General features: G+C 47.4%; 13 protein-coding genes. 9 read left to right on the top strand and 4 right to left on the bottom strand.

Annotated elements, in window-relative coordinates; all coding sequences use genetic code 11:
- Positions 1-15 precede the first annotated feature (15 nt).
- The 5 genes from MCG98_RS04415 to MCG98_RS04435 all read left to right on the top strand — a co-directional run bounded on the left by MCG98_RS04415 (position 16) and on the right by MCG98_RS04435 (position 5,819).
- On the top strand, positions 16-681 hold the full coding sequence (locus tag MCG98_RS04415; RefSeq protein ID WP_240300615.1) for a metal ABC transporter ATP-binding protein: 666 nt from the start codon (positions 16-18) through the stop codon (positions 679-681).
- Positions 678-1,475, top strand: coding sequence for a metal ABC transporter permease (locus tag MCG98_RS04420; protein ID WP_240300616.1), 798 nt, complete (start codon positions 678-680; stop codon positions 1,473-1,475). Before MCG98_RS04415 ends, MCG98_RS04420 begins: the two co-directional genes overlap by 4 nt.
- A gap of 297 nt (positions 1,476-1,772) precedes the next feature.
- Complete coding sequence (locus MCG98_RS04425) at positions 1,773-3,524, top strand: ABC transporter ATP-binding protein (RefSeq protein ID WP_240300617.1); 1,752 nt, start codon at positions 1,773-1,775, stop codon at positions 3,522-3,524.
- Positions 3,525-3,529: 5 nt separating this feature from the next.
- Positions 3,530-5,428, top strand: a complete 1,899-nt coding sequence (locus MCG98_RS04430; RefSeq protein WP_240303375.1) for an ABC transporter ATP-binding protein — start codon at positions 3,530-3,532, stop codon at positions 5,426-5,428.
- 25 nt (positions 5,429-5,453) lie between these two features.
- Positions 5,454-5,819: a DUF6483 family protein gene (locus MCG98_RS04435; RefSeq protein ID WP_240300618.1), complete on the top strand. Its 366-nt coding sequence runs from the start codon at positions 5,454-5,456 to the stop codon at positions 5,817-5,819.
- A gap of 41 nt (positions 5,820-5,860) precedes the next feature.
- Here MCG98_RS04435 and MCG98_RS04440 read toward each other — a convergent pair whose 3' ends face one another.
- Positions 5,861-6,454 carry a hypothetical protein gene (locus MCG98_RS04440; RefSeq protein ID WP_240300619.1) on the bottom strand — a complete coding sequence of 198 codons (594 nt, stop codon included), beginning with the start codon at positions 6,452-6,454 and terminating at the stop codon, positions 5,861-5,863.
- Positions 6,455-6,693: 239 nt separating this feature from the next.
- Here MCG98_RS04440 and MCG98_RS04445 point away from each other — a divergent pair, with 239 nt between their 5' ends.
- On the top strand, positions 6,694-7,380 hold the full coding sequence (locus MCG98_RS04445) for a response regulator transcription factor (protein ID WP_240300620.1): 687 nt from the start codon (positions 6,694-6,696) through the stop codon (positions 7,378-7,380).
- Positions 7,377-8,594 carry a HAMP domain-containing sensor histidine kinase gene (locus MCG98_RS04450; RefSeq protein WP_240300621.1) on the top strand — a complete coding sequence of 406 codons (1,218 nt, stop codon included), beginning with the start codon at positions 7,377-7,379 and terminating at the stop codon, positions 8,592-8,594. Before MCG98_RS04445 ends, MCG98_RS04450 begins: the two co-directional genes overlap by 4 nt.
- A gap of 51 nt (positions 8,595-8,645) precedes the next feature.
- Here the strand turns inward: MCG98_RS04450 and MCG98_RS04455 are convergent, their stop codons facing one another.
- Genes MCG98_RS04455 through trkA form a run of 3 tightly spaced genes read right to left on the bottom strand, consistent with a single transcriptional unit; the run spans position 8,646 to position 11,767 of the window.
- Complete coding sequence (locus MCG98_RS04455; RefSeq protein ID WP_240300622.1) at positions 8,646-8,897, bottom strand: hypothetical protein; 252 nt, start codon at positions 8,895-8,897, stop codon at positions 8,646-8,648.
- 56 nt (positions 8,898-8,953) lie between these two features.
- Complete coding sequence (locus tag MCG98_RS04460; protein WP_240300623.1) at positions 8,954-10,393, bottom strand: TrkH family potassium uptake protein; 1,440 nt, start codon at positions 10,391-10,393, stop codon at positions 8,954-8,956.
- A gap of 15 nt (positions 10,394-10,408) precedes the next feature.
- On the bottom strand, positions 10,409-11,767 hold the full coding sequence (gene trkA, locus MCG98_RS04465; protein WP_240300624.1) for a Trk system potassium transporter TrkA: 1,359 nt from the start codon (positions 11,765-11,767) through the stop codon (positions 10,409-10,411).
- Positions 11,768-11,924: 157 nt separating this feature from the next.
- On the opposite strand from trkA, the gene MCG98_RS04470 reads away from it, so the two are divergent.
- Positions 11,925-12,476, top strand: coding sequence for an RNA polymerase sigma factor (locus MCG98_RS04470; RefSeq protein WP_240300625.1), 552 nt, complete (start codon positions 11,925-11,927; stop codon positions 12,474-12,476).
- Positions 12,433-13,836, top strand: a complete 1,404-nt coding sequence (locus MCG98_RS04475) for a DUF4367 domain-containing protein (RefSeq protein WP_240300626.1) — start codon at positions 12,433-12,435, stop codon at positions 13,834-13,836. Before MCG98_RS04470 ends, MCG98_RS04475 begins: the two co-directional genes overlap by 44 nt.
- Positions 13,837-14,078: the final 242 nt, after the last annotated feature.

Raw genomic sequence — 14,078 nt, forward strand, 5'->3', positions numbered from 1 at the left:
GAAAGAAGGAACAAGATGAATGTGATTGATATCAGCGACCTCTCATTTGCCTACGGAGATGAGATGGTACTGCATGGGGTTACTCTTCAGGTAGCGCGGGGAGATTATGCGGTACTGCTGGGGGAGAACGGGACGGGTAAGAGTACTTTTTTAAAACTTCTGCTGGGAGAACTGAACCCCCAGCAGGGGAAAATCTACCTGTTTGGCAGCGATACGAAAAAGGTGTTCCATGCGGATAAGATCGGATACGTTCCGCAGAACAGTATTTCTTTAAACCCATTTTTTCCCGCAACTGTGGAGGAGATCGTACTTACCAACCTGTATTCTCAGATCGGAAGGTTTCGGCTGCCCGGGAAAAAGCAGAGACAGCAGGCGACAAATGCACTGCGATGGGCAGGTATGGAAGAATACAGCAAAAGCAGGATAGGAGAGCTGTCCGGAGGACAGCAGCAGCGTGTCATGCTGGCGAGGGCTCTGGCTGCAAATCCTGAGCTTCTGGTGCTGGATGAGCCGACAACAGGTGTCGATGCGGCGTCTGTAAGAGAATTGTATCGAAAACTGGAGAAATTAAACCGGGAGGAAGGTGTAACCATTCTGATGGTGACACATGCTTCTGTGAAGGAGTGCGCCGGCATCAGCCGGATTTATCATATGGAGGAAGGACAGGTGGTGGAACGATGAGTATGCTTGAGTATGGATTTATGCAGCGGGCATTTATCGTGGGCATTCTTCTCGCTGTCATTACACCCTGCATCGGAATTACGATCGTCTTAAAACGAATGTCCATGATCGGTGATGCGCTGTCGCATTCATCTCTTGCGGGTGTTGCGGCGGGGCTTCTGCTGGGCATCAATCCGGTATTGGGAGCAGGCGTACTGTGTATCATCGCAGCGCTGAGCATAGAGGCGATCCGGAAAAAACTGCCGCGTTACTCAGAAATGGCGATCGCGATTGTCATGTCTGCAGGTATCGGCATGGCAGGGGTATTATCGGGTTTTGTGAAAAACACCGCTAATTTCAACAGTTTTCTGTTCGGCAGCATAGTATCCATCAGCACAGGAGAGATGGCAATGGTCTGCCTCGTAAGCGCTGTCGTACTGGCAGCTGTGTTACTGCTGTACAAGGAATTGTTTTACATTGGGTTTGATGAAAATGCAGCGAGAATCTCCGGGGTCCCTGTCAAGACAGTGAACTTTATCTTCACTGTTCTGACAGCGCTTACGATTTCCATCGCATCCAGAACAGTAGGAACGCTGATCGTCTCTTCGATGCTGGTCGTGCCCGTGGCGTGTGGTATGCAGGTGGGGAAAAGTTACCGGTCAGTACTGATGTGGGCCGTTGGCTTTGCACTTTTTTCTACAGTTGTTGGTCTGACGCTTTCCTATTATACAGGCCTGAAACCGGGAGGGACAATTGTACTGATCGGGGTACTGTGTTTTGTGGCCGCCGTGCTGCTGAAAAAAATTCGCCGCTGAAAATGGGTTTCCGTTTTCAGCGTTTTTTCTGGTTTGCAGAAGTGTGGGTAAAGATACAGACTGGGAATTAAAAATGAATTATGGTAAAATAGGATATGTTTATACTGCCATGCAAATGCGGAAAATTTAATTGTGAATAACAACTGGCGGAAACCTGATTCAAAATCCCCATTATTGTCTGGCGGCATAAATGAGAGAGGGATACAACAGGGGAAAGAAACGTTGATTCTTTTATTGACAGACAACTTAGTTTATGTGATTATTAATGCAATTCTGTGAAGGAGAAGAGTATTCATCATGCTTAGAACATTGGGAGCACAAATCAAAGAATTCAAAAAGGCATCGATACTGACGCCTGTATTTATGATTCTGGAAGTTATCATGGAGACGGTGATCCCGCTTTTAATGGCTTCTATTATCGACGAAGGCGTAAATGCCGGAAATATCCGTCATATTTATGTGGTGGGAGGCTATATGGTCCTTGCAGCGGCCGGGGGTCTGATCGCCGGAGTGCTTGGCGGCAGATATGGGGCACGGGCGTCAGCCGGGTTCGCGCGCAATCTGCGGGAGGCCATGTTTACAAATATTCAGTCATTCTCATTTGCCAATATTGACAGATTCAGCACAGCGGGACTGGTGACAAGGATGACGACTGATGTGACAAATATGCAGAACTCCTATCAGATGGTCCTGCGGATGTGTACGCGTGCACCGGCGAGCCTGATCTGTGCGATGGTGATGGCATTTACCATCAATGTGAAGCTGGCAAGTATCTATCTCGGAGCCGTCATCCTGCTTGGAATCTGCCTGTTCTTCATTATGAGCAGTGCATCCAGATACTACCAGCAGGCATTCCCGAAATATGATGATATGAATGCCTCGGTACAGGAAAACGTATCCGCCATTCGTGTGGTTAAGGCGTATGTCAGGGAAGAAGAGGAGACTGTTAAATTTAAAAGGGCCAGCAGGCATATATATGATCTGTTTATGAAAGCAGAGAACAGGCTGATGGTGACGCCTCCCCTGATGCAGTTTACCGTGTACGGATGTATCCTGCTGCTCAGCTGGATAGGGGCCAAAATGATCGTGGGGACGACACTGACGACAGGAGAGCTCATGAGTCTTCTCGCCTACTGTATGAATATACTGATGAGCCTTATGATGCTTTCCATGGTGTTTGTCATGATTTCGATGAGTCTTGCCAGTGCGAGGCGTATCGCAGAGGTGCTGAACGAAAAAAGCAGCCTTGTCAACCCCGAAGATCCCGATTATGAGATACCTGATGGCAGTATTGAATTTAAAAATGTGGATTTTGCTTACCGGGAGGGCAGTGGGGATGCCGTGCTGAAGGACATTAATCTTTTCATTGCTTCAGGTGAGACGGTAGGGATCATCGGAGGTACGGGAAGCGCAAAAACCAGCCTTGTCAATCTGATCAGCCGACTTTATGATGTGACTTCCGGTCAGGTGCTGGTGGGCGGTAAAGATGTCAGAAGTTATGATATGGAAACCCTTAGAAATGAGGTATCCGTAGTGCTGCAGAAAAATGTCCTGTTTTCCGGAACCATTTTGGATAATCTTCGCTGGGGCGATAAAGATGCCGATGAGGAGATGTGCAAAAGAGCCTGCGTCCTTGCGTGTGCAGATGAGTTTATCCAGAAAATGCCGGATAAATACAAGACGTATATCGAACAGGGCGGTACGAATGTATCCGGCGGACAGAAGCAGCGTCTCTGCATTGCCAGAGCGCTGCTGAAGAAACCAAAAATATTGATCCTGGATGACAGCACCAGCGCGGTGGATACCGCAACGGATGCCAAAATACGCAGGGCATTTGCAGAAGAGATTCCGGATACGACAAAACTGATCATTGCACAGCGGATCGCCAGTGTTGAAAAGGCTGACCGTATCATTGTGATGAACGATGGAAAGATCTGTGGTTTTGGAACACATGAAGAGCTGCTCCGGTCAAATAAGATCTACCGTGAGGTTTATGAATCTCAGACAGGCGGAGGCGGCGATTTTGATGAAAGTGCAGGTGAGTTGTAATGGCAATGGGGAATAAAAATCTGGGTCGGGGAATGAAGCCGCAGGTGGAAAATCCCGGAAGGATATTCAGACGGCTGATAAACTATTTGATGAAAAGATATCTGTTCTATTTCATTGCAGTTTTTGTACTGATCCTGGTCAGTGTCCTTGCCAATGTACAGGGGACGATGTTTATCAAAAATCTGATCGATGATTATATTACGCCGCTGTTAAAGGCGGAGCACCCGGACTTCGGGCCTCTTGCAATGGCAATTGGAAAAGTTGCGGGCTTTTATGGAATCGGAATTATGGCTACGTACATCTATAATCGGATTATGGTTTACGTCACGCAGTCCTCACTGCAGAATTTCAGGGATGACCTGTTTGCGCATATGGAGCGTCTTCCCATACAGTATTTTGATACACATGCCCACGGAGATATCATGTCGGTGTATACAAATGACGTTGATACTCTGCGTCAGATGATCAGCCAGAGTATGCCGCAGGTGCTGAACAGTGCGATCACGATTGTAAGCGTGTTTGTCAGCATGGTAATCCTGAACATACCGCTGACTGCCGTCACTGTTTTTATGGTGGGAATTATGTTGTTTGCGACGAAGAAACTTGCCGGCAACAGCGGAAAGTATTTTGCACAGCAGCAGAAAGACCTCGGAGCAGTGAACGGATATATTGAAGAGATGATGGAAGGCCAGAAAGTCGTAAAGGTCTTCTGCCATGAGGAAGAAAATATCGGACAGTTCCGTTCGTTAAATGATCAGCTGTTTGACAGTGCCGACAAGGCGAATGCGTATGCGAATATGCTGGCACCGGCAACTGCCCAGCTGGGAAACATCAGTTATGTGGCGTGTGCGATTCTGGGCGGCGTACTGGCTCTTGGCGGTATTGGCGGGTTCACCCTTGGAGGTCTTGCCAGCTTTCTGACATTTAACAAGAGCTTTAATATGCCGATCAATCAGGTGAGCCAGCAGCTCAACGCGATCGTCATGGCCATGGCGGGGGCTAACCGCGTATTTCAGATGATGGATGAGACCCCGGAAGTGGATGACGGTTACGTCACCCTTGTCAATGCAAAGCGGACAGCAAAAGGGCTGGAGGAATCCGGGGAGCGCACGGGGATCTGGGCCTGGAAGCATGTACATCAGGCGGATGGTTCCGTGGATTATGTGGAACTGAAGGGTGATGTCGTCTTTGATGATGTTGATTTCGGTTATGAAAAAGGAAAGACAGTGCTGCATGGTGTTAATCTTTTTGCCACCCCGGGACAGAAGATTGCATTTGTCGGTTCCACAGGGGCAGGAAAGACCACGATTACGAATCTGATCAACCGTTTTTATGATATCCAGGACGGAAAGATCCGCTATGACGGGATCAATATTAACAAGATAAAAAAATCTGACCTGCGTCATTCACTGGGAATCGTGCTGCAGGATACCCATCTGTTTACGGGTACGGTTATGGATAATATCCGGTACGGCAAACTGAATGCGTCAGAAGACGAGGTGATAGCTGCGGCGAAGCTGGCGAATGCAGATAGCTTTATCCGCAGACTTCCGGGCGGATATGAGACCATGCTGACAGGCGACGGGGCAAATTTAAGTCAGGGACAGCGGCAGCTGATCGCGATTGCAAGAGCAGCGATCGCAGATCCACCTGTGCTGATTCTGGATGAGGCTACGAGCTCCATTGATACCCGTACAGAACGTATCGTGCAGGATGGAATGGATAAGCTCATGCAGGGAAGGACCACATTTGTGATCGCACATCGGCTTTCCACAGTCCGCAATTCAGATTGCATCATGGTACTCGAACAGGGACGGATCATCGAGCGAGGGACACATGAGCAGCTGTTGGAAGAAAAAGGGAAATACTATCAGCTGTATACCGGAAACGCCATTTCAGCATAGGGAAGCGACATAAAGGAGGAGCAGAATGAAGTTTGAACAGGATTATATCATGCGCATGATTAAGGAGATGGTCCATGCACTGGCAGAAATTCTCTTTAATAAAAGTGAATCATCAGAAGATGAGAGTGCAGAAGAGAAGCAGACCGGAGAGCTTTTAAAAATGGCGGATCAGGGCCGTATCAATGATGCGGAGAATATACTACTGTCGGAAGATGACAAGACGAGTCCGGATTATCTTAAACGGGCGCTTACCTTTTACGAGCATGTCAATGACTATACGGAGGATTACCTGGAGGAACACAACTATTCACGGGAAGAGATTGCAGACGGTCTTCGCAGTCTGCTCGCCGGCTGCGGGATGGATGGGCTGATGGATCTGATCATTAAATAACAAAAAACTGCAGTGTTACCTGACACTGCAGTTTTTTGTTATTAATCGTCTATACCAAAGAGATGTTCCAGGTTATCTTCCGCTTCATCCAGCTGATCTTCAAGGGCGTCGATCTGGCGGTCTGCTGCACGGTATTCCTCACGGGTAATCGTGCCCTGTTCAAACTGATCCTCGATGTCGTCATCCCGGTAATCCAGGTCACGGTCCACAGAGTCAATCTCCCTTTTGAGGGTCCGGTACTGAGCCAGCTGTTCGTCGGAAGTACCGGTCGGTGTTGTGCCATTTACTTTATCTGTTACGGCTGATACAGATTGTGAAAGTTCTTCCAGCGACGGAACTGTTTTTGTATCCTGTGAGACGCTGTTCGCCGGGTCATCCCCGGTTTTTGCCACATCGCCTGCTGTGGCATTCCCGTCATCGGTATTATCCGTGGCACTGTTATCTGCGGAATTCTTACCATCTTCGGTATCGTTTTTTGTATTCTGTGAGTTCTGCAGATCGGTGACCTGTTGTTCCAGCTGTGAAACCTGGTCCTCCAGAGCTTTTTCACGGCTGTTGTCCCCGCAGCCTGTCAGCAGGGTCATGGATAAAAGAACAGTGACTGCTGTTACGGTGAATACTTTTCCTGTCTTCATAATATGCTCCTCCTTTAAGTGCAATTACTTTTTGTATCATTTACTATGAAAGTCCCGGACAATCGGCATTCATTTAAAGTGATGACGCTGTCCGTATTAGTTTGTACTGTTATCATAAAGGATAAACATTAAAGTATCATTAAAGGTTTAATTTTAATTTTAATTTCATTTTTTTCTGTTAATATAAAAGTATGAGATACTGTGGTAAAATAAAAACAGCACGAAAGGGGAGGATACACATGAGACTGTTGGTCGTTGAAGACGAGATTCATCTGCTGGATATTATAAGAAAGAGGCTGCAGAAAGAACATTACAGCGTGGATGCGTGCACAGACGGACAGGAGGCCCTGGAATATATAGAAGTGACAGCGTACGACGCGATTGTTCTGGATATTATGCTGCCAGGAATATCGGGACTGGAGATTTTAAAAAACATGCGTGCTGCAGGCAACAGTACACCTGTACTTTTGCTGACGGCGAGAGACAGTATCGAGGACCGGGTGAGCGGACTGGATACCGGTGCGGATGATTATCTGGTGAAACCGTTTGCTTTTGAGGAACTGCTGGCGAGGATAAGGGTGATGATACGGCACAAAACTGCAGGCGAAGCTTTCGGAGAGATCAACGTGCTGGAAGCTGCGGACCTGAAAGTGGATACTAAGAGCCATCAGGTGCGGCGTGCGGGCAGACTGATTGAGCTTTCATCCAGGGAGTATGCGGTTCTGGAATATATGATGAGGAATCAGGGCACCGTTCTTTCGAGGAGAAATATTGAAGAGCATGTGTGGAATTATGATTATATGGGAGGTTCCAATATGATCGATGTCTATATCAGATATCTGAGAAAGAAGCTCGATGACGGATTTGATCAGAAGCTGATTCATACAGTTCGGGGGAGTGGCTATGTGCTGAGGAGTGACTCATGAAAATCTTAAAAAAAATGTCGGTTAAAATGAAGATAACGCTGTGGTATGCTTGCTTTGTAACTGCCATCGCTGTTTTTGCACTGGGGGTCGTGGCGCTGCTCTCAGAAAGCCTGCTGCGTTCCGATGCAGAGTCGGAGCTCATTGAGAGTGTCCGGGATTTTGCAGAAGATGCAGATGACGACGATGATATTTCAGAATATTATGATAACGGAATCTATTTCAGCATCTATGATACCGGAGGGAGGCTGACGGGGGGGAGTGTCCCGGCAGGGTTTCCGCTGGATACGACCCTGAGAAATACGAAAATTCAAAACATCAGTTCAGAAGGCAATCACTGGATGACTTATGATCTGGCTTTGACATCGGGAACAGACGTCGTCTGCTGGATACGGGGGGTAACCTCACTGCGAACACTTTCACAGATGAATACCATTTTGATTCGCCTGTTGTTTATCATGTGCCCCCTTTTGGCGGTGCTGGCCATTGTCAGCGGTTACTTTGTGACGGGTAAGGCTTTAAAGCCGGTGGAGGAGGCGCTGGAAAATGAGAAGCGGTTTACTGCAGATGCATCTCATGAACTGCGCACACCTGCTGCGGTCATTATGGCACAGTGCGAATATGCACTCCTTCCGGAGACTGACAGAGAAGAGGTGGACGAGTGTGTGAAAGTCATCCTGGGGCAGAGCAGGAAAATGTCGTCTTTGATCTCACAGCTTTTGATGCTTGCCAGGCAGGATGCGGGAAAAGAAAAGCTGCAGCTGGAGACGGTGGATATTGGCATGCTGACAGAGCTGGTAGTCAGGGAGCTTAAAGACAGAGCCGCCAGAAAAGATATCAGTCTTGAAACTGACCTTCAGGAAAATCTGACAATGAGCGGTGATCAGAACCTGCTGATGAGGATGATGGTCAATCTGATCGAAAACAGCATTCAATATGGAAGACAGGGGGGGACAACGTGGATCACTCTCCGTAAAACGGGTAATCATGTGGAAGGATGTGTGCGCGATAATGGCATTGGAATCGCTCGTGAACATCACAAGGACATATGGAAACGGTTTTACAGGGAAGATAAAACGAGAAAAGGGACAGACGAAAGCCATTCGGGACTAGGTCTCTCGATGGTAAAGTGGATCGTGGAGGCGCATCACGGCAGTATAGAGGTAACCAGCCAGAAGGGAAAGGGCGCTGTGTTTTCGTTCCGCCTGCCACTGTAAATAAGATAACGGCACATCCGGAAAACCGGATGTGCCGTTCGCACTGCAGCGTCAATAATCTTTCAGAACAAGTTCTGTTATGCCGCCGTTCCAGCCGTGCTCCACCCGTATGATGCGGGGATGCTGGCCGTAGGTGTATTCGTCGTAGATCATGTCACGGATATTAATCCCCCCGTCAAGGCCGTGAAAAATGCGGAGACGGTAATCACTGTCTGACATTCTGGAAAGCTCTTGATCGATAGCTTTCTTTGCCTCTTCTGTACGCATTCCTTTGAGATCAATTTCAATAATTCCTGAACTCATAACAACACCTCCCTGTGCTTTATCTTTTTTGAAGCTGGTCGGTGTGTCTCGGCATTCTAGCTGCGTCTCCAGGTAGATGGATTCATCAGCATCAGAATCGGAAAGATTTCCAGCCGCCCTGCCAGCATATCAAACATTAAAATAAATTTGGAAAAGGGTGAAAAAAGATTAAAGTTTTCCATCGGTCCAACAAGCTCAAGACCAGGGCCAATATTATTGAGCGTTGCTGTGACAGCGGTGAAATTGGTTGTAAAGTCATAATTGTCAAATCCGATCAGCAAAATGGAAAATGCCATGATCAGCATGTAAGCGATTAAGAAAATATTTACTGCGCGTACGGTCTCGTGTGCTACGAGATGTCCGTCCATCTTAATCTTGCGGATACCGTGGGGATGACAGAAGGAAAACAGTTCCTTGCGTACGGTTTTCAGCATGATCAGAAAACGGGAAACCTTAATTCCGCCGCCGGTACTGCCGGCACAGGCTCCCAGGAACATCAGCATGATCAGCAGCGTCTTGGACAGCTGGGGCCAGATATCAAAGTTATCGGTAGAAAATCCGGTAGTCGTGATAATGGATCCTACCTGGAATGCAGAATGACGTAAAGCTTCCCAGATATTGCCGAAACGAGTATGAATATTCCATGTGATGATCAATATGGTTGCAAGGATCACGCCGAGGTATGCTCTCAATTCTTCTGAACGAAACGCCTGACGGAATTTCTTGCACAATATCAGATAATAGATATTAAAATTTACACCAAAAGCAATCATGAACAGGGTCACAAGAACCTGCAGATGCGGTGCGTAACTGGCAAGACTGTCATTCCGGATACCGAAACCTCCGGTACCCGCTGCCCCGAATGAGATGCAAAACGAGTCAAATACCGGCATACCGCAGATGATCAGGATTATGATTTCTGCGATCGTCATAAGGGTATAGATCCCGTAAAGAATCATCGCGGTATTCTTTACACGGGGGACCAGTTTTTCTACAGTAGGTCCCGGGCTCTCTGCCTTCATCAGATACATGCGATGTCCGCCGGCCATCGGTATGATCGCCAGAATGAATACCAGAACCCCCATACCGCCGATCCAGTGTGTAAAGCTTCTCCAGAACAGTATACAGTGGGATAATGCCTCCACGTCCGTCAGAATGCTGGCACCTGTTGTCGTGAAACCGGAAATTGCTTCAAACAGGGCATCTGTCACTGAGGGGATTTCTCCGCTCAGGATAAAAGGCAGCGCCCCGAACACACTCAGAAAGACCCAGCTTAAAGATACACAGAGAAAACCTTCTTTGGCGTAAAATACAGTATTTGACGGTTTTTTATGGCTTAAAAGAAATCCGGCTGCCATGCACAAAAGGACGACCGCGACAAATGAAAAACCGCTCTTTTCCCGGTAAATTACTGCCACCAGACAAGGGAGCAACATAAAGAGCCCTTCCACTTTCAGCACAATTCCCAATATATAGCGTATCATTGAATAATTCATTTTTCTTTAACCGTCCTATTCCTGCAAAATGTCCTGAGCGTCCTGCAGTCCCAGGATGGTGGTCACAACGATCACAGAATCTCCGGGCAGAATCATATCCTGACCGCCGGGTATAATGATCTGGTCGCCGCGTGTAATACAGCCGATCAGCAGGTTTTTCTTCAGATTAAGCTCCATAAGCGGGATTCCTGTAATCTTTGCATTCTCCTGAATATTAAATTCCAGAGCTTCCACGCGGTCGTCAAAGAGACGATATAACGTTTCGATATTACTGCCGATGGAATTCTGGGTGGCACGCACGTACTGCAGAATCTTCTCGGCTGTCAGGTGCTTCGGATACACCACACTGTCGAGATCCAGATTGTGGATCACTTCATTTAACTGAAGGCGGTTGATCTTGGTGATGACTTTGGATCTGACTTTTTTCTTTGCGAACAGCGACAACAGAATATTTTCCTCGTCAAAATTGGTCATTGCAACGAATGAATCCATCAGATCGATGCGCTCTTCATAAAGTAAATCTTCATCACTGCCGTCGCCGTTGATGATCGTTGCTTCGGGAAGCATTTCGCTGAGCTCCTCGCAGCGTTTTGGATCAAGCTCAATGATTTTAACAGAGATGCCGAGCCGCAGAAGCATATTTGCCAGATATACGGCGATCTTTCCTCCGCCTATGAGCATGGTGTTTTTAACATGGTTTGTTTTCATACGGATTTTTTTGAAAAATTCAACCGCATTCTTACGCGAAGCGATCAGAGAGACAATATCCGATGCCTGCAGTGTAAAGGACCCGGATGGTATGATGATCTCGTGGTTCCGTTCCACGGCGCAGACCAGAATATCATTACCGAGCCGTGCCGGCATATCTTTCAGCTGCATCTGGTCCAGGATCGAATTTTCCGGGATGCGGAAACGCAGCATTTCAGAACGTCCTTTGGAAAAGACATCGATCGCCATGGCATTCGGGAAGCACAGAAGCTGTGATATTTCCACTGCGGCGGTAAATTCCGGATTGATGATCATGGAAAGTCCCAGCTCATCTTTGATAAACTGCCGCTCCTGGCTGTAGATCGGGTTCCTGACTCTGGCTATGGTCTGGCACTGTCCGGCTTTTTTTGCAATGACGCAGCACAGAAGATTAAGTTCATCGGATTCTGTGACGGCGATCATGAGATCTGCGTCTTCAATGCCGGCTTCTGCCAGTATACTGTAACTGGCGCCGTTTCCGGTAATTCCCATGACATCGTAAGCGGATGCGAGCCTGTTTACGACGGCGCTGTCTTTGTCAATGATGCAGATATTGTTGTCTTCTTTGCTCAGCTGTGCGGTCAGTACAGTGCCCACTTTGCCGCAGCCTGCTATGATAATATTCATGTCTTTTAATCCTTATCTTTGTCCTTTGCAGGGTATTATAGTATCATTATAGCATGTATTATTTTTTTATCAACGGAATCGTCATGAATTGCATGATTATATCGTTATATTGTATAAGAGCTCTTAAAGTGAGAATACGGTGGGGAGGTGAAAGGGATTGGACAGTGAAAATGAACTGCTTGAGCAGTTGTATTCGCGCTATGAACAAAAGATGTATCAGGTTGCATTTGCAGTGCTGGGACAGGAACAGCAGGCTGAAGATGCAGTGCAGGATGCGTTCGTGAAACTGACAAAATACCTGAAGCGGATAAAGGACGTGGAGAGTGACAAGACGAAGAGACTGCTGATCCGCATCATACGGACAACCTCGATCGATCAGTACAGGAGGAATCAAAGAGACGCAAAGCGGCTGACGTCGGAGGATGCACTCGCGAGTGGAAAAATGATATCGATGGATGAGATGATGCAGGCAGAGGACCGCCAGATGATCCGCAGGCTGCTGCAGAAAGTACCGCAGGATTATCTTGAGATCATCAAGCTGCGCTGCTATTTTGAGGTCAGCAACAGGGAGGCGGCGCAGATACTGGAGATCAGTGAGGACGCGGCGGCAAAACGTCTGGAGCGGGCAAGAAAATATGTGCAGGATAAGATGGGAGATGAGGAATATGAAGGATGTAAACATCGAAAAAGTTTTGAAAAATTTGGGTGAAGAAGCGATATTGGAACAGTGGGAGAAAGATACACCCGGCCACAATTTTTCACTGAATTATAAAAAGAAAAAACTGCAGCTCCTGCAGAATACGCAGCAGGGAAACAAAAAGACAACGATAAAGAAAAAACGCCTGCTCGCGGCGGCGTGCGTGGCGGCAGTACTTTCCCTGTCAGCGGGGGTCTATGCAGCAGTCTCCGTATTCAGTACGAAGGTGACGTTTGACGAAGAACAGGGACAGGCATCTTTAAGTTTTGAAACGCTTGCCAATTCCGATATTCCTCCGATTGAGATCACGCCGGAATACCTGCCTGCAGGTTATCAGGAATGGGAAGAAGGGAAGTATTCCGAAGGCGGGGAATACGCGGCGGATGGGATCACGATCATCCAGGCCAATTATGCCAGCTATGTTGCACTGGGAGATACCAGCGATCTTGAGGAGACGACATTGGGCGGGGTAAAAGCAGTGATCGCAGTGACGGAGGGGGCAGCATATCCGTATGATGTATTTCTGCTGTATGAGGATACCGGACATATCGTTGAGATCATGGCGTGTGATAAGCTTTCTCTGGAAGAGGTAAAAGAGGTGGCAGCCAACATTGTGATCACGGAGGTCGAAGGCTCCGGTCAGAACGCAACAGCGGCTTTCTCAGCGGAATCTGATGATATGATTGAGGAAGCTGAAGAAGATCCTGTAGCAGCAGAGCAGATCTGCCAGGCGGGTGATACGTTTGCGGACGGTTTTGCGGCTTTTGAGGAGAGAGATCTGCAGTATACGGTGGAAAATGTTACGGTTTCCGATACGGTACCCCTTGACCGGGTGACACAGGAGACAACCGGCAGCACACAGGAAGATTATGACCGTGTCATGTCTTTCCTGGATGAGGATGGGACCCTGAAGCCATTTACCAGAACAGTAACGCTCTGGGAGGACAACCGGCTTGTCACGCGGGAGATGGAAACTGTTTTGGTAAAATACGTGGAAGTGACGGTAAAGGCTGAAAATCTGAGCAGTGAAGCGGCTGAGGATATTGGCCAGTACAACACTCTGAGACATTTATACGAACAGGAGGACGGTACATTTAAAGAGGCTTACCTGGGAAGCAGATATGCGGACATGGAAGGCTACCGGAGTGAAGAAACTTACGGAATTACTTATGACTCCAGACAGTTTCTGTTTGACGGCAGCTCTTATCTGGATGACCCGAAGCATTATTTCTTTACGGATTTTGCACCGGGTGAAGTAAGGGAACTCCATTTTGGATATGCGGTGCCGGAAGATGAACTTGATGATCTCTATATGTTGTTTTCCGGTGATTCCGGTGACGAGACGTATGTACGGCTGGATGTGCAGCCGTAGATGACAGTCAAATCCCTGATATTAATTATTTGAATAAAAAAATTAGGAGCATTCCCACAGGGAACAGTGTTTTTTAGGCGCTGCACTTCCCTGTGGGGATTTTTTTATGGACGGATTCCCATGAATCAAAGGGCCAAAAATACTGAATGTTAAATTCGATTTAATCTGATGTATTTTTAATAAGGGCAGAGATATGATAAAGACAATTAAAAAATAACATTATTTTAAAGGGGGACATGAAA

The organism is Ruminococcus sp. OA3 (assembly GCF_022440845.1).
GTDB lineage: Bacteria > Bacillota > Clostridia > Lachnospirales > Lachnospiraceae > Ruminococcus_G.